Source organism: Deinococcus radiodurans R1 = ATCC 13939 = DSM 20539, assembly GCF_000008565.1.
GTDB classification, from domain to species: Bacteria; Deinococcota; Deinococci; order Deinococcales; family Deinococcaceae; genus Deinococcus; species Deinococcus radiodurans.
This window is the reverse complement of the sequence record NC_001263.1, coordinates 1,442,766-1,458,310: the sequence shown is the minus strand read 5'-3', so window position 1 is coordinate 1,458,310 and position 15,545 is coordinate 1,442,766. Positions and strand designations below refer to the sequence as shown.

The 15,545-nt window shown below is 68.1% G+C and carries 17 protein-coding genes; 9 read left to right on the top strand and 8 right to left on the bottom strand.

The genetic code is table 11. The features are described 5' to 3' along the window. Positions 1 to 313 precede the first annotated feature (313 nt). Positions 314 to 517, top strand: a complete 204-nt coding sequence (locus DR_RS07455; protein WP_027480233.1) for a helix-turn-helix domain-containing protein — start codon at positions 314 to 316, stop codon at positions 515 to 517. A 40-nt stretch (positions 518 to 557) separates the two neighbouring features. Beyond that, on the top strand, positions 558 to 1,262 hold the full coding sequence (locus DR_RS07450) for a hypothetical protein (protein ID WP_165439356.1): 705 nt from the start codon (positions 558 to 560) through the stop codon (positions 1,260 to 1,262). 78 nt (positions 1,263 to 1,340) lie between these two features. On the opposite strand, the gene DR_RS16780 is transcribed toward DR_RS07450, so the two are convergent. The 3 genes from DR_RS16780 to DR_RS07440 all read right to left on the bottom strand — a co-directional run bounded on the left by DR_RS16780 (position 1,341) and on the right by DR_RS07440 (position 3,666). Next, complete coding sequence (locus DR_RS16780) at positions 1,341 to 1,949, bottom strand: IS630 family transposase (RefSeq protein ID WP_227085931.1); 609 nt, start codon at positions 1,947 to 1,949, stop codon at positions 1,341 to 1,343. Then, complete coding sequence (locus DR_RS16775; protein ID WP_234944631.1) at positions 1,864 to 2,349, bottom strand: transposase; 486 nt, start codon at positions 2,347 to 2,349, stop codon at positions 1,864 to 1,866. Before DR_RS16775 ends, DR_RS16780 begins: the two co-directional genes overlap by 86 nt. A 111-nt stretch (positions 2,350 to 2,460) precedes the next feature. Further along, entirely contained in the window at positions 2,461 to 3,666 is a 1,206-nt protein-coding gene (locus DR_RS07440) for a MalY/PatB family protein (RefSeq protein WP_010888092.1), read from the bottom strand. 50 nt (positions 3,667 to 3,716) lie between these two features. On the opposite strand from DR_RS07440, the gene DR_RS07435 reads away from it, so the two are divergent. The 5 genes from DR_RS07435 to DR_RS07415 all read left to right on the top strand — a co-directional run bounded on the left by DR_RS07435 (position 3,717) and on the right by DR_RS07415 (position 8,831). After that, a complete protein-coding gene (locus tag DR_RS07435; protein ID WP_034350459.1) occupies positions 3,717 to 4,421 on the top strand; it encodes a 5'-methylthioadenosine/adenosylhomocysteine nucleosidase in 705 nt (234 codons plus the stop codon). Then, positions 4,422 to 4,862, top strand: coding sequence for a CidA/LrgA family protein (locus DR_RS07430; RefSeq protein ID WP_010888089.1), 441 nt, complete (start codon positions 4,422 to 4,424; stop codon positions 4,860 to 4,862). Next, a complete protein-coding gene (locus DR_RS07425) occupies positions 4,859 to 5,530 on the top strand; it encodes an LrgB family protein (RefSeq protein WP_010888088.1) in 672 nt (223 codons plus the stop codon). The genes DR_RS07430 and DR_RS07425 overlap by 4 nt, the downstream gene beginning before the upstream one ends. Positions 5,531 to 6,730: 1,200 nt before the next feature. Next, positions 6,731 to 8,293, top strand: coding sequence for a hypothetical protein (locus tag DR_RS17135; protein ID WP_338107121.1), 1,563 nt, complete (start codon positions 6,731 to 6,733; stop codon positions 8,291 to 8,293). A 109-nt stretch (positions 8,294 to 8,402) separates the two neighbouring features. Beyond that, the gene (locus DR_RS07415) at positions 8,403 to 8,831 is read left to right on the top strand and encodes a hypothetical protein (RefSeq protein ID WP_010888085.1); all 429 of its coding nucleotides are present in this window, start codon (positions 8,403 to 8,405) and stop codon (positions 8,829 to 8,831) included. A gap of 37 nt (positions 8,832 to 8,868) precedes the next feature. Here the strand turns inward: DR_RS07415 and hisG are convergent, their stop codons facing one another. The 5 genes from hisG to DR_RS07390 all read right to left on the bottom strand — a co-directional run bounded on the left by hisG (position 8,869) and on the right by DR_RS07390 (position 13,434). Beyond that, positions 8,869 to 9,525 (bottom strand): ATP phosphoribosyltransferase, encoded by a 657-nt coding sequence (gene hisG / locus DR_RS07410; RefSeq protein ID WP_010888084.1) that lies wholly within the window; start codon positions 9,523 to 9,525, stop codon positions 8,869 to 8,871. After that, complete coding sequence (locus DR_RS07405; protein WP_010888083.1) at positions 9,522 to 10,742, bottom strand: ATP phosphoribosyltransferase regulatory subunit; 1,221 nt, start codon at positions 10,740 to 10,742, stop codon at positions 9,522 to 9,524. Before DR_RS07405 ends, hisG begins: the two co-directional genes overlap by 4 nt. Before the next feature lie 66 nt (positions 10,743 to 10,808). Then, a complete protein-coding gene (locus DR_RS07400; protein WP_010888082.1) occupies positions 10,809 to 11,966 on the bottom strand; it encodes a phosphohydrolase in 1,158 nt (385 codons plus the stop codon). Between the two features lie 71 nt (positions 11,967 to 12,037). Beyond that, a complete protein-coding gene (locus tag DR_RS07395) occupies positions 12,038 to 12,859 on the bottom strand; it encodes a CAP domain-containing protein (protein WP_010888081.1) in 822 nt (273 codons plus the stop codon). A gap of 74 nt (positions 12,860 to 12,933) precedes the next feature. Beyond that, positions 12,934 to 13,434 (bottom strand): DUF456 domain-containing protein, encoded by a 501-nt coding sequence (locus DR_RS07390; RefSeq protein WP_027480055.1) that lies wholly within the window; start codon positions 13,432 to 13,434, stop codon positions 12,934 to 12,936. Between the two features lie 174 nt (positions 13,435 to 13,608). Here DR_RS07390 and DR_RS07385 point away from each other — a divergent pair, with 174 nt between their 5' ends. Beyond that, on the top strand, positions 13,609 to 15,225 hold the full coding sequence (locus DR_RS07385) for a heavy metal translocating P-type ATPase (RefSeq protein ID WP_010888079.1): 1,617 nt from the start codon (positions 13,609 to 13,611) through the stop codon (positions 15,223 to 15,225). Further along, positions 15,207 to 15,536 carry an HAD hydrolase family protein gene (locus DR_RS16770; RefSeq protein ID WP_081816043.1) on the top strand — a complete coding sequence of 110 codons (330 nt, stop codon included), beginning with the start codon at positions 15,207 to 15,209 and terminating at the stop codon, positions 15,534 to 15,536. The genes DR_RS07385 and DR_RS16770 overlap by 19 nt, the downstream gene beginning before the upstream one ends. The last annotated feature ends 9 nt before the right edge of the window (positions 15,537 to 15,545 follow it).

Here is a 15,545-nt window from a genome sequence, read left to right as displayed (position 1 = left end):
GCTCTCTGGCCCCGCTCCATTTCCCTAGATTTCTTCAGGGTGAGTTGACTTCCTGCTGACAGGGGGCGTGCTAGCCTCCGGGCAAGTTGAAACGTTCGCCTGTCTCTTTTGCTGCTGGCCCGTCCGGGTGGGGTGAGATCCCCCTGCTTCCCGGAGGCGGCGCGGCGCCGGGCGTGCGCGAGACCGACCTTGACTCAATTCAATTCTGCGTGGGGCTGCCTTGTGGTGGCCCCACGTGCGTTTTGCCTGCTTGTACATGCTTGTACATGAAGGGGTGGCCCCAAGCGCCCGTTCAGAAGAGAGGAGATCAGTCATGACCCTAGCCAGCCAGTTCGACAACCTGCCCAAACTCCTTAAAGTCAGCGAGGTCGCTGACTTCACCGGCACCCACGAGCGCACCGTGCGCCGCTGGATCAAGGATGGCCGTCTGGGCGCCGTCGAGCATCCCAGCGGTCTGCGCGTGCCCCGGCGCTCGCTGTGGCGCTTCCTGGGCTTGGAATTTGCTCTGAGCGCATAAGGTCTGCGCCGGCTGATAGGCGCCCGCTATGCTGCGGGGCGTGCCTGACCTCGACGCTCTGGAAACTCTGCTGTGTGCGCCAGAAATTCCGGATGCCGCGACTGTCCAAGCGCTCTGGTCAGACCTGTCTCCTGAGCAACAGGAAGACGCAGCGGCTCTTGCCTTGCAGCAAGGTCATCCCCGTCTCGCCCTGAGTTGGAGTGCTTCTCCCTGGGTCAGGTTTCCGGCCTTGCTGCGGCTGGGCGAAGCGCAACAGGCGCGGGCACTACTGGCGCAATTGTCTGACTCGGCCCGCCGCGCGGTGTTGGAAGCGCGGGCCAGTGCTCAACTGAGAGAGCCTCAGGCGCTCACGCTGGCGCAGGCTGCCCGGTCCCAGGCGAGGCGCGAAGGTGACGCTGCTGCACTCATTGCCGCCGCCACGCTGCTCAGTGAACTGGAACTGGCAGGCGGCGCGCTGATGACCGCCCTGCGTTCCCTCGCCGAAGGGCTCAAGGTGGCTGAACTGACTGGCGCAGCTGCCGACCCCCATCTCCTCGCGGTGCTGGCCCACGTGCAGGCGCGGGTCGGTTCCCCAGCCAAAGCCCGGCAGACGGCAGAGCGGGCGCTGGGGCGTTCGTTGCCCCGCAGTCCGGCGCGGGTGCTCGCGCTGCTGGCGCTGGGAAGGGGAGATGAGGCGCGGCAGGAAGCGCAAGGGGGAGAACTGGCGGCGGTGTGGTGGGGCTGGCTGGAGCATTTGACAGAATAATGCTTTGCGTTCCTGACCCTCTACCTTGATGGGAGAGGGCCTCGCGGAGCGAGGGGTGAGGGTGTTCTGTCAAATGCTCTATTGATCGCGGCGTAGATTTGAGTCGATAAGTCGTTGAGGCAGTTCGATATACCGAAGGCGCTGCCACGCGCTGACCAGTCGCCCTTTGAGTTCAACGATCGAACGCGCACAGAAATTCCCCAACGCATTCCGCTTCACGTATGCCCACACCAGCTCAATCGGGTTCAATTCCGGGGCGTACGGCGGTAGAAACACCAGTGAGAGGCGTTCGTGGAGACCCACGAACGCCTGAGTGGCTTTAGATCGATGAATGCCCGCGTTGTCCAGCACTACCACAAGCTCCCCTTGGATGTGCCGCAGGAGGTGTCGAAAGAACTGAGTGACATCCGTACTCCGAATCGCTCCAGATCTTGTGTTTTGGAAGAATCGTCCGTCCGAGGTTATTGCCCCGATGGTGGAGAGCTTCTCCCAATTCGCCGGAAGCTTGACCAGGGGCGTCACGCCCCTGGTTCCCCAAGTCCGCCTTCGCACGCCTTTCAGCGAGAAGCCGACCTCATCCAGATACACTAGGATTGCGCCCTCAGCGACCTTTTTTTTCCAACTCCGGTGCAACCTGTTCTTTCCAGGATGCGATCCGAAGTTCGTTGCGCTCGGCCGCTCGGCCATCTGGCATCTGGGGCGTAAACCCCAAGCGTCTGAGAATCTTCCGCACGTGGTCGTGGTGGTACCACACGTCAAAGTGCCGCCCAATCAGGTTGGTGACGCGTAGGGTCGTCCAGGTGTCATCAGGGAAGCCATGGTGCAGGGCACCTTCCTGCGGGAGGGTGCGAAGCTGCTCGTGTTGCGTCGCGCTCAGACGTGCAGAAGCGCCACGGGCAACGGTGGCCTGAAGGCCACCGTTACGCTTCAGGCGGGCTTTCCAGGTGTACACGGTGTGTACCGACACGCCGAAGTGCTGAGCAATCTCCCGGTTTCGATGCGTCCCACGTTCAATCCATTCAAGCGCGGCCAAGCGGCGCTCCTCAAGCTGAGCGCGGGAATACTGGGTCGGCTGCCATCCGGGCATACGGCCAGCTTACCAATTCATACCTACACCGTTATCAATAGAGAACTGAAAGGCGGAGCGCCGCAGAGGTCAGTTCCTCCTGACGCCGCGCCTTTGTCCTGCTGTGCGGTCTTACCCCTGCCGCGTGTCCAGCGCCCGCGCCATGCGTTCGAGCGCCTCGGTCAGAATGGCCCGGCTGGTGGCGAAGTTGACGCGAATGAAGCCCTGATAGGCCGCGCCCTGTTCGCCGGGGGCGAAGGTGGGGCCGTTGTGGACGGCGACTTTGGCTTCTTCGAGCAGAAATTCCTGGATGCGTCCGGCTTCCGGGTGCTCGCGCAGGTCGAGCCAGGCGAGGTAGGTCGCCTCGGGCACGGTGAAGCGCACCCAGGGCAACCGCTCACGCAGGAAGGCGGTCATGAAGTCGCGGTTGCCGCGCAGGTACTCCACCGTCCGGGCCAGCCAGGGGCCGCCGTCTTCGAGTGCCACGCGCCACATCGTGAAGCTCAGCGCCGAAGGATGCCCGCCCAGGCCCGCCACCCGGCGCTGCACCCGCGCGAGCAGTTCGGGGTCATGGGTGACCATCACGCCGATGCCCAGGCCCGCCGTGTTGAACGCCTTGCAGGGGCCGGTCACGGTCAGCGTCCGGTCACGCACGCGCGGGTCGGCGGCGAAGGCCTCGAAAGGGGCATCGGTAAAGCGCAGGTCGGCGTGCAGCTCGTCGGAAATCACGTACAGGTCGTGGGCCAGCACCAGCTCGCGCAGCCGCGCCAGTTCGTCTGCGTCCCACACCCGCCCGCAGGGATTGTGGGGGTGGCAGAGCATCAGCAGCCTGGCGCCCTCGGCGGCCCGTTCCAGCGCGTCCCAGTCGATCTCCCAGCGGGTGTCGCCCTCGCGCAGCGGCGCGGCGGCCACCTCGCGGCCCAGGTCGTTGATGGCGAGGTGGAAGGGGTGGTAGATGGGCGTCATGGTGACCACCCGGTCGCCGGGCTCGGTCAGGCCGTGCACGCCCGCGTACAGCCCCGGCACCACGCTGGGCGTGAAGTGGATGCCGTCGGCCGGCACGTCGGTCAGGCCCTGGCTCGCCCATTTGGTCTGCAGGTCCGCGATCAGCCGGTCGTCGCGCCCGAGCGGGTAACCCAGGCCGCGCGTCAGCCGGTCTTCCAACGCGCGCAGAATCGGCGGGGCCACCGGAAAATCCATGTCGGCAATCCACATGGGAATCACGCCCTCGCCGTAGTGCTGCCACTTGATCGAGTCAGGGTGCGCGAGGGCCTGCGGGTCGAGCGAGCCGAAAAACTCGTGGGAAAAGTCGCTGGGGGTGCTGTCCGGAATGGTCATGCCGTGAGCATAGCCCCACGCGGCGCCCGGGGCGGGCTATGCTCGGCTCCATGCTGGCGATTATCGGCGCGATGGACGAAGAAATCGAATTGTTGCTGGGCGAATTGCAGGGCCGCGAGGACCTGACCCTGCCCGGCGCGACGCTGCACCGGGGCGTGCTCGACGGGGTGCCGGTGCTGCTCACGCGCGGCGGCATTGGCAAGGTCAACGCCGCGCTGACCACCGCGCACCTGCTGGGCCAGGGCGCGACGAGCGTGATTTTTACCGGCGTGGCGGGCGGCGTACACCCCGACCTGCGGGTGGGCGACATCGTGGTGAGCACCGACCTCGTGCAGCACGATGTGGACGTGACGGCACTGGGTTACGACCTCGGCACCCTGCCCGGCGAGCCCGCCACCTGGACCGCCGACGCCCGGCTGCGGGCGCTGGCTGTGGCGGCGGCGGGCGACGTGGGCGGCGTGCGGGTGATCGAGGGCCGGGTCGCCAGTGGCGATCAGTTCATCGCCTCGCGCGAAGGCGTGGGCCGGCTGTGGAAAAACTTCGGGGCCGCCTGCGCCGAGATGGAAGGGGCCGCCGTCGCGCAGGTGTGTGCCAAGGCGGGAGTGCCGTTTGTCGTCATCCGCTCGGTGAGCGACACCGCCGACCACGACGCGCAGGTGGACTATCGCACCTTCATGCCATTGGTCGCCCGGCACGCCAAACAGGTGGTGCGCGGCATGTTGGAGCGGCTGAGCGGCGCGGCGGAGGCGAACTGAGTGTCGGCGCCGCGCTCGCCTGCTGACCGTCCGGGAGGAAGTGTCACGGCGGCCCTCCCGGCGCCGGTGCGTTTCGTGCTGGGGCTGGCCCTCCTGTGGAGTTTTGCGGCGCTGGGTGAGGCGCTGACCCGCGCCCTGCATCTGCCGCTGCCGGGGCCGGTGGCGGGCATGCTGCTGCTGTGGCTCGCGCTGGGCGTGGGCGCGGTGCGGCTGCACTGGCTGCAGGGGGCGGCCGACAGCCTGCTGAGCATCCTGGGGCTGCTGTTCGTGCCGGCCACGGTGGGCGTCATCAACTACTTCTCGGCGGGCGCGGCCTGGGGCCTGTGGCTGCTGGTGATGACGGCGGGGCTGCTGCTCGGCGCGGGGACGGCGGGGCTGCTCGCCAACAGGTTACTGCGGCCTCTCCCGGCGCAAGGCCAGCGAGAGGAGGAACAGGCATGATCTGGCTGCCGCTCACGCTGCTCGCTTTTGTCGCCGGGATGCTGCTGCAACTGCGGGTGCGCTCGCCGCTTGCCAACCCGACCCTGGTCGCCACGCTGGTGGTGCTGGCGGCGCTGCTGCTCTCGCGCACGGCCTACCCGTACTACCACGCGCARGTGCAGCCGCTGACCGAGCTGCTCGCCCCGGCGGTGGTCGCGCTCGCGGTGCCGCTCTACCAGCAGCGGGCGCTGCTTGCCCGGCAGTGGCAGGCGCTGCTGGTGGGAGGAATGCTCGGCACGGCGGTAGGCATGGGCACCGACACGCTGCTCGCCCGCGCCCTGCACCTCGGCCACGCCGCCGAGCGCTCACTGATGACCGCCACGGCCACCAGCCCGGTGACCGTGCAGCTCGCGCAGTTCACCGGCGCCCCCGCCGAACTCGCCGCCACCCTGGCGGTGCTGTCGGGTCTGGTCGGCGCGCTGATTTTGCCGCCGCTGCTGACCCGGCTGGGGGTCCGGCACCCGCTGGCGCGCGGCATCGCCATCGGCAGCGTGGCGCACGGGGTCGGCACCGCCCGCGCCCGCGAGGAAGGCAGCATTACCGGGGCCGCGAGCAGCATCGGCATGGGCCTGGGCGCCGTGCTGGTGACTTTGGTGGTTGCACTGCTGGCGGGGCTGGCTGCGCGTTAAATCCGCAAAAACGCAAAAAACAGTGTGCCGACAAAAAGCTTTGATGACAGCCGCCACAGGGTGTTCGTCCCGGCGACGGCAAGTGTGCAGTGTATGATTTTTGGCAGTGAACACCTTGCCTTCTTCCCGCTCCCATCAGGCCCGGTCCCGTCAGGCCCACAACCGCCACGTTCTGTCCCGCGCCACGCTGCTGCTCGCGCTGCTCTCGGGGGGCGCCGCCCTGGCCCAGCCGCAGTCCGCCACCCAGCCCGCCGGGCAGAGCACCACCGGGGGCATTCTGCCGCTGGTGTCGGTGGGGCAGACCTGGCCGCAGGCGCAGGAGTCGTACAACATCGTGGTAACCCCGGCCAACGCGGGCAAGCCGCTGGGCCTGGAAGTGTTCAGCCCCACGCTCAACCTCGCCGACTACGCCGACTTCACCGGCAGCTCCAAGCGCGGCCCCAACTATTTCGGCGACGAAATCTACAGCAAGGAAAAGACCTTCGAGACGAGCTTCGTCCTGACCGGCCCCGGCGGCACGGTGGTCAGCCGCCAGTACGGCACCAACCGCGAGCACACCTGGGACAGCCTCTTTGCGGGCGGGTTGCCGGCGGGCACCTACACCCTCAAGGTGACGAGCCGGGGCAACGGCAAGAACTCCTTCGCTCTGCGGGTGTCGGCGCCCTTTGCGCTCGAAACGAGCGACTTCAGCGTCAACGCCCGCGATACCGAAAAGGCCCCGCTGCTCGCCGCGCGCCTGAGCATTCCCGCCGAGTGGGTGGGCAAGACGGTCAGCGTCATCAACTACGACATCGACGGCCCGCAGGAGGCCGAGTCGTGGATCGTGCTGCCCGGCAACGTGCGCGCCAACCTGACCACCTCGGAAAACGGCAAGTCGGCCACCAACCGCTTTACCGTCACCCCGCAGCAGGTGGGCGAGTGGCAGGTCTACATCCGCGTGCTGCCCACCACCAAGCAGTACTCCAACGCGATTCGCTACTCTTTCCGCATCGGCGACCAGCCCACCCAGGCCCGGGTCGGCGGCTTCGAGACGCCCAAGGACACCTTGATCGCCACCCGGCTGGTCGTGGACGTGGTGGACACCCAGGGCAACCCCATTCCGGGGTCGAGCTACGTGCTGGTCGGGGAAAACACTGTCAAGCCCTCGCTGCCGCAGGCTACACCCCCGTCAGCTCCTCGCTCGTCGAGGGCAAGGGCAACGTGGTGTCGCCCACTGAAGTCCGCTTCCAGCCCGGCAACAACCGCGTGCGTTTCGTCGCCCGCCGCCCCAACGTGCTCGTGGACGTGGTGGACCCGCAGGGCAACCCGATTCCCGGCGCGAGCTCGACGGCCGAGGGCGGCGTCGCCCGTCCGGTGCTGCCGCAGGGCTACGTGCCGGTGAGCTGCACCATTCTGGAAGGCAAGGGCACCGTCGTGTCGCCTACCGAAGTGCGCTACCAGCCGGGTGATACCCGCATCCGCTGCGTGGCCCGCCAGCCGCGCCTGACCGTGACGGTGGTGGACACCGAAGGCCGTCCGATTGCGGGCGCCGACTACACCGCGCAGAACGGCGTCGCCACGCCCCGCCTGCCCGGCAGCTACGTGCCGGTGAGTGCGAACCTGCTCGAAGGGCGCGGCACCGTCGGCTCGCCCACCGAAGTGCGCTACCAGCCGAACGAGGACACGACCATTCGCTTCGTGGCCCGCCTCCAGCGCCTCGCGGTGGACGTGGTGGACCCGCAGGGCACCCCGATTCCCGGCGCGAACTTCACCGTGCAGGGCAATGTCGTGCGTCCCACGCTGCCGCAGGGCTGGGTGCCGGTCAGCTCGACCATCCTCGAAGGCCAGGGCACCACGCCCAGCCCCACCGAAGTGCAGTTCCAGCCCGGCGACACCCGCATCCGCTTCGTGGCGCGTCAGCCCGAAGGCGGCCTCGCGGTGGACGCGGTCGCGATTTTCGGGGACCGCCGCATTCCGCTCAACGGCATTCCTTTCCAGGTGAACGGCCAGACGCTCAACACGCCGACCACCATTCCGCTGAACCCCGGCGACTACCCGGTGACGCCGACCGCCATTCCCGACAGCACCTTCACCACGCCGCAGCCGGGCCACGTGGTGGACGGACAGACCGGGCGCGTGACCATCGAATACCGCGTGCTGACCTCGCTCTCGCTGAGCGTGGCGCCTGACCTGCTCGCCGCCTGCGACGTGTCTCAGCTCTCGGTGGTGGCGAAGACCAACTTCCCCTACCGCCTCCCCGCCAACGTGCGCGTGAACCTGCCAAGCGGCTGGAGCACCGATTACCCGCTGCAACTCTCGGGTGATTTCGGCGGCGGTCAGCCCCTGCGCCTCAAGGCCCCGGTGCGCATCTGCCGCAGCGACGTGGCTCAGGCCGTGCTCGACCCCACCGGCCTGACCACCAGCGGTCAGGCGACTGTGCGCGCTCCCGGCGGAGCCAACGCCAGCCGCGTGGTCGAAAACGGCGCCCAGGCCGCGCTGACCAAGACGGTCGAGGCCAACGCCAACGGCTACACCGTGAGCATGGTTCTGACGGTCAACGGCACCATCGATAACCTGCGCATCATCGACCCGCTGCCCCAGGGCACCAACCCCGGCGTCCGCAGCGCCCTGAGCGTGAGCGGCGGCACCACCGTGGGCGCCTCCACCGACGGCGAAGCCATCGTGCTGGGCCGCGTAAACACCGGCACCTACCGCCTGAGCTACACCCTCTTCACCGACGCGCCCGCCGACCGCGTGGTCACCGCGCCGGAACTGAGCTGGTAAATCGGGCTGGTCACTTGGGCTGGTCAGCAGTCCTGACAATTCCCTGTCTTCAAGGCTCGCCCCTTCCGGGGGGCGGGTTTTTGTCAGACCCGCGCCGTATAATGGATTCATGAAGCGTCTGTTCCCTCTGTTGTCTGCGCTGCTGGTGGCGTGCGGCTCTCTGGAGACCGCACCCACGACGGGGCAACTGCTCGGGGCACCGACCACCCTGAACATGACAGGCCGCGCCCTGACCGCCCAGGCCGCTCCCCGAGTGGACGGCGACGTGTTCCGCGTGCGCCTGACTCTGCAAACGCCGCGTGCCCAGCAGCTTCCCGCCGTGAAGGTCACTGACCTCTACGTGGTGACCCGCGATGGCGTCTGGAGCACCGCTGTCGGACGCGCGGCGGCCCAGGGCTGCGGCAAAGGCTGCCTGACCACCGACGTGACCGGCCCTGCCCGTGGCCTGCAACGCGGCGCCGTGCAGGTGGTCGTGGGATTGCGCGATGCCCAGGGCCGCAGTTATCTGCTACGCGACGAGACTGTCAGCGTGCGCTAAAGAATCAGGGGCAGCACCATGACTGCCCCCGTCCTACTTAACTTTCTTCCCCTGCCGGCGCCGTCAATTCGCGCAGTCGGGCGATCAGCGGGCGCAGTCGCTCGCGCCGCAGCTTGAGGGCGGTGCGGTTGACGATCAGGCGGGCTGATGAGTGAAAGAGCACGTCCACTTCTTCGAGGTGGTTGGCGCGGAGGGTGCTTCCAGTCTGCACGAGGTCGATCACGGCGTCGGCTAGCCCGGTCAGCGCGGCGAGTTCGATGTTGCCGCTGAGCTTGACCACCTCGGCGGGAATGCCGCGCTCCTGCAAATAGGCGCGGGCGGCGCGCGGGTACTTGGTGCCCACCCGGGCAATCGGCCCGCTGGCCCCGATTTCACGAATCAGCGACAGGCGGCACTCGGCGAAGTGCAGGTCCACCGGCTCGTATACCGGGCGCCCGGCTTCGAGCAGCACGTCCTTGCCGACGATGCCCGCGTCGGCCACGCCGAGGTCCACGTACACCGGCACGTCCTGATTCCGCAGCTCCAGCACCGTCACGCCGGGAAACTCGTGGCGCAGGGCACGGCTCGCTTCGGGGCGGGTCAGCGGCAGCCCTGCTTGCGAGAGCAGCGCGATGGCGTCGTCCATGATGCGGCCTTTGGGCAGCGCGAGCGTCAGGTGATCGGGGCGACGTTCGGGGGTCGTCTGTGCGGTCATGCGTTCACCTCCGTCGCAATCTTGAGGTCGGCTGGAGTCACGTCCCGCAGCTCGGCCCCCTGCACCCAGCGCCGCAGTCCGCGTGCCTGGGCGTAGTGCCGCAGCTCGGCCTCGTCGCCTGTCCAGGCGAGTTCGGCGCCTAGGCCCGCCGCCCGCGCCGCCGTCGCCGCCGCGAAGTCGAGCGCGAGCACCGTCTCGGGTTCGCTCGGGACTCCGGCGGGCATCACTGCCGCCAGCCGTTCCAGGCCGATGGCAAAGCCCGCGCCCGGCAGGCCCCCCGGCAGCGCGTAGCGTCCGCCGCCGAGCACCGGCTGGTTGATGCCGTCCACGTAGGCGCGGAAGGTCAGGCCGGTGTAGTACCCGTAGCGACGGCTGACGCCGAGGTCGAACAGCAACTCCACCCCGGCTTCCTGCGCCGCCGCGTGTACGGCGCTGAGGTGCTCCACCGCCTGCTCGGCCCGCACGCCACGCGCCAGGACCCGCGCCTCGGTCAGCACCTCGGGGCCGCCGTAGAGCTCGGTCAGGCTGTGCAGCGTGCGCGTCACTTCCGGCGACACCCCATGCTGACGCGCCAGCAGGTCGAGGTCGGCGCCGCTCTTGCGGTCAATCGCGTCGTGCAACGCGGCCCGCACCGGCCCCGGCAGCCCGGCGTCGGTCAGGGCTGCGTCCACGAAGCCGGGAAAACCGACTTCGAGTTGCGCCTGCACGCCCGCCTGCCCCAGCGCGGCGTGGGCGAGGGCGAGCAGCTCGGCATCAGCCTGCACGCCGGTCACGCCGATCAGCTCGGCGCCCACCTGATTGAACTCGCGCAGGCGTCCCAGCTCGCTGGTCTGGGTGCGCAGCCACAGCCGTCCGCCGTATTGCAGCCGCAGGGGAAAGGGCCCGGACGGAAAATGGGTGCCCACCAGCCGCCCGAGCGCCGTCGTGTACTCGCTGCGCAGCGCCAGCACCTGCCCGCCCGAGTCGATGAGTTTGAAGGCGTGGTTGCCCTGCGGGTGCGCCGGGTCGGCGAGTTCCAGCGCGGGCAGGTCTACGCCCCGGTAGCCCCAGGAACGCAGCAGCGCCGAGAGGTGCGAACGCAGGTGCTCGCGCCGTTCCCACTCGGCGGGCAGCACGTCGCGCACGCCCGCCGGCAGCGCACTAGTACTTAGCGCTTCGCCGCCGGCAGCGAGCGGGGCAGAAAAGGGGAGAGGGTCAGACACACTCACGCGGCGCATTGTAAGCGGGCTTTTGCGTGCTGAGCGTCAGCGGTCTACGCAGTCGGGCGCGGGGACTGCCGCCGCTCAGGTCCGTTCGGTCCCCACGTTGAGGTTGGCGACCACCGCTTCGGCCACCCGTTGCTGGGTGTCGTGGACCTCGACTTCCACCTGCTCGCCGCTCTCGAGGTCCATCACGAACTGGTCGCCTTCGAGCCGTACCCGTGAGAGAATCGGTTCCTCGCCGCCCTGCGCTCGCATGCTTGCCCGCAGCTCCACGTAAGGCCGCAGCGGGGTGCGAATCACCTTGGGCGCGAGCACTTCTTCGACCTGAAAAATGCCGCCCGAGTTGTTCATGGTCACGTCAATTCGTACGGGCCGCTCGCGTCCGGGCCGGATGACCACCTGATCCACCGCCAGCGCACTGATGGAATGGATGTCCACGCTGCCGAGCGCAAACGCCTTGCGCCCGCGCCCCTTGGTGATGTCGGTGCCGTCGGCGACTGCTGTGATGCCGCCTTCGATGGTCAGCGGCGCCGGGTTGAGGTCGTGGCAGTTGATGGCCCCCAGGATGAAGGAGCGGACCTTGGTGCGCTTGAAGGGGTCGGGGTAGATCGGCCCCAGGATGCGGTCCAGAATCGGCAGCGCCAGCGCCACGCCATGCTGCTCGTGCGCGGTGCGGTGAATCTGGTTGCCGATGTCGTGCAGCATCGTGCCCAGAATGACGGTCAGAAATACGTCGTCGGCGTCGCCCACCCCGCTCTCGATGAGGTCGGGCTTGACCCCCGCCGCGAGCAGCAGCTCCGTAATCGCCATGCTCGCCGCCCCGGTGATGAAGGCGTGGACCCGCCCGTGGTCGTTGTACCCGAGCTTGCGCATGGTCACGTAGTTCGCCATGTCCCAGTGCGCCAGCGCCTCGGGGTCGCCGCGCAGCGCGTCGTAAGCGGCCAGGGCACGCGGGTAGTTTTCCAGGTCGCCGCGAATCGCGAGGTTGGCTTCCTCGATGAGCTTCACGCGGGGGGTCGTAAAGGTCGCCTCGGCGGGGGCACTCGCGCTTCCCTTGCCTTCGATGTCCTGCACCTTGCCGCCCGCCACGCTCAGGCGAAAGTGCGGCCCGGCGCAGGGCTCCTGCTCCAGCTGGGCGTTGCGCGGCGGCTCCAGACTCTGCTCGGCCAGGTCGGTTCCTTTGTTCGGTTGGTCCTGGGAACGGGGGTTTTCAGTGGTGGGGCTTTCCGGTTGAGGCATGGCCCCACTCTGGCAGATGCCGTGTCAGGGCGGGGCAAAGGAGACACAGTTGGACTTGGGTTGCCTGCTCCTTACTCCGCTCCAAACACCTGCACCCAGTACGTCGCAAAGAGCGTCTTGGTCGTGCCGTTGTTCACCGCCGCGCCGAACAGTTTCCACTCCGGGCGCATCAGGTTCTCGCAGTGGCCGGGGCTGGTCAGCAGGTTCTTGACGGCTTCCCCGGCGGTAATCGAGCCGTACTGGATATTCTCGCCCACGCTGCCGCGAAAGCCGTAGCCGCTCGCCCGTTGCAGGGGGCCGCTGCCGTCCTTGGGGTTGGTGTGGCCCCGGAAATCCAGCTTCACCATGTCAGTCGCGTGCTTGGCCGCCGCCGCTTCGAGCCGGGTGTCCCATTTCAGCGGCCCGACGGCGTTCATCAGTTTGCCGCCGCATTTCTGGCCCTGGGCGCGGGCCTTGTTGGTGGCGGCCAGAAAATCATTCAGCCAGCGCCGCGACTGCGTGAGGTCCACCCGCGCGGGCGTGCCCAGAATCAGGCCCATGCGCTCGCCGTCGGTGGCGAGGCCGTACTGCGTATAACCCTGCCACTTGCCGCACTGCTCGCCCAGCGTCCGGCGCACCCAGGTGAGGTCGCCGTGGTAGGTGCTCGTCCAGCCCTGCGCCCGGTAGGCCCGGTAACTGTGGCGCGGCAGGGCCTGCTCCAGGTCGTAGGCGGCCATCAGGTCGGCGGCGGCCTCGCTTAGATCGCCGCTGAGTTTGGGGCTGACCCCGCACTTGCCGAGCGCGGCCTGCACCGCCTTGTTGAGTTGATCGGAATGCGCTGGGGCGGCAGCGGGAGCAAAGGCGCTGAGCAGGCAGCCCAGGCTCAGCGCCAGGGCGAAGGGTGCGGGTTTCACGCTCCTGAGGGTAGAGGGGCGCGGCTGACCCCGCTCTGACAGCGGTCACGATAGGCGGGGCCAAACAGTAAACGTCACCCGAAGATGCTCTGCGCCGGGTCCCACATCCGCCACAGTTCGTAGATGCCGATGATGAGGTGCAGCACCACCTTCGCCGCGATGCCCGCCAGCAGCCCCACCAGCGTGCCCCACGCCGAGCGCAGCGCTTCATAAGGGGCCTTGTGGGCAAACACGAGTTCGGCGACCAGTGCCCCGGCGAGCGGCCCCACGATCAGGCCGAGCGGAATGAAAATGCCGAGCAGCCCGCCGATCAGGGCGCCCCACATCGCCTCCTTGCCGCCGCCGTACTTGCGGGCGCCCCAGGCGGAGGCCACGTTGTCGATGCTCATGATGAACAGCGTCACCACGCCGAACACCAGCAAAAACGGCAGGTCGCGCCCGGCCTGAAAGCCGTCGAGCAGCGCGGCGGCCACGCTTCCCAGAAAGATGATGAGTGTAGCGGGCACCGCCGGAATGAAGGTGCAGACCATGCCGACGAGCCACGCGACCAGAAACACCAGAAAGGGAAGACTCATTGCACAGGCAGTACGCGGCGCGGGGCGGCAAGGTTGCGGCGCTGCCCCCGCTGTCGCCCGGCCTATTCCCGACCTCTCCGCCCGGCTTTCTCCGTTGAGTTTGGCCCCCCCACAGGGTAAAATCTGCTTACTGAGAATTATTCCCATTAAGCCCTTTTCCTGCAAGGAGTCCCCATGACCGTTTCCAACCCCACCGTGGCCCAGGCCCACGCCGAGGCGCCCGGCAGCAAGAAATTCGTGATTCCGCCTGACCTGCGCTTGGCCGTGCTGTTTACCTTTCTGACCCTGCTCGGCCTGATCGTCGGCTTGATCGGCGAAAAAGTGATGGGCAACGACGCCGTGATGTGGATCGGCTTCGGCCTCGCTTACCTCGCGGGCGGCATTCCGGCGGGGCGCGAAGCCCTGCACAGCCTGTTCGTCGAAAAGAAACTCGACGTGGACCTGCTGATGGTCCTCGCCGCGCTCGGCGCCGCCACCATCGGGCAGGCCGCCGACGGCGCAATTTTGCTGTTTCTCTTCAGCCTCTCCAATACCCTGCAAGACTGGGCGATGGGCCGCACCAAGCGGGCGATCGAGGCGCTGATGGACCTCAACCCGGAAGGGGCCACCGTGCGCCGCAACGGCGTGGAGAAGTGGTGCCAGCTCGGGGAAATCCAGATCGGCGATCTGCTGGTGATCAAGCCCGGCGAGCGCGTCGCCGCCGACGCCCGCGTGGTGCGCGGCAACACCTCGGTGGACGAGTCGCCCATCACGGGGGAAAGCCGCCCGATTGACAAGGCCCCCGGCGCCGAACTCGCCTCGGGCACGGTCAACCTCAACGGCAGCGTGGAGGCTGAGGTCGTGCGTCCGGCGGGCGACTCCACCCTGGCACGGCTGGTCGCGCTGATGGAAGACGCCCAGACCCAAAAAAGCCGCACCGAGACGCTCAGCGAGCGCTGGGAAAGCCCCTACGCTACGCTGGTCCTGATTTCGGTGCCGCTGGTGTACGCCGGGCTGCACTACCTCGCTGGGCTGAACGTGGACCAGTCGTGGTACCGCGCCATGACCTTTATGGTAGTGGCCTCGCCCTGCGCCGTCGTGATTTCGACCCCCGCCGTGATGCTCAGCGCGATGGCCGCCGCCGCCCGCGCCGGGGTGCTGTTCAAGAGCAGCGCGGCGCTGGACGCTCTGGCGAACGTCAACACCATCGCCTTCGACAAGACCGGCACGCTGACGCAGGCCAAGATGACGCTGAGCCACACCTACGCCGACAACGAGCGCGAAGCTCTCGCCCTGGCCGCCGGACTGGAAGCCCACAGCGAACACCCGATTGCCCAGGCCATCGTGCAGGCGGCGCAGGCGCAGGGCGTGCGGGCGGTGGCGGTGCAGGACGCACAGGCGATTCCCGGTCACGGCATCGAGGCCCGCCTGAGCAGCGGCGACCTCGCCTGGGCCGGCAACCTGCGTCTCGCAGAGCGGGAGAAGGCCGCCCTGACCCCCGCGCAGCAGCAAGCGCTCGACACCCTCAGCCGCGAGGGCAGCAGCACCGTCATCGTCGGCGTCGGGCCGCGCGTGGTCGGCGTCATGGGCGTGGCCGACGCGCTGCGCCCCGGCATCAGCGAGGCCATGCGGGAAATCCGGGCGGCGGGCGTGGCGCACCCCGTCATGCTGACCGGCGACAAAAAGGAAGTCGCCGAAACGGTGGCGAAGGAAGTCGGCCTCACCGAGTACCGCGCCGAACTGCTGCCCGAAGACAAGTCCGCATCATCGGCGAGCTGCCCGGCCCGGTGGCGATGGTGGGCGACGGCGTGAACGACGCCCCGGCCCTCGCCCGCGCCGACCTCGGCGTGGCGGTGGCGAGCGGCACCGACGTGGCGATCGAGTCCGCCGACGTGGTGCTGATGCAAAACGACATGAGCAAGCTCGCCGGAGCCGTGCGCCTCGCCAAGGACGCCAACCGTACCGGGCGCTTCAACCTGCTGTTCGCCTTCGGCATCATTCTGATCGTCGCGCCGCTCGCCATCATGGGCCGGGTGCCGCTGCCGCTCGGCGTCGTCGCCCACGAGGGCGGCACGGTGTTCGTGGTGTTCATGGGCCTGCGCCTGCTGCGCCACCGGCTGTAATCCACACTT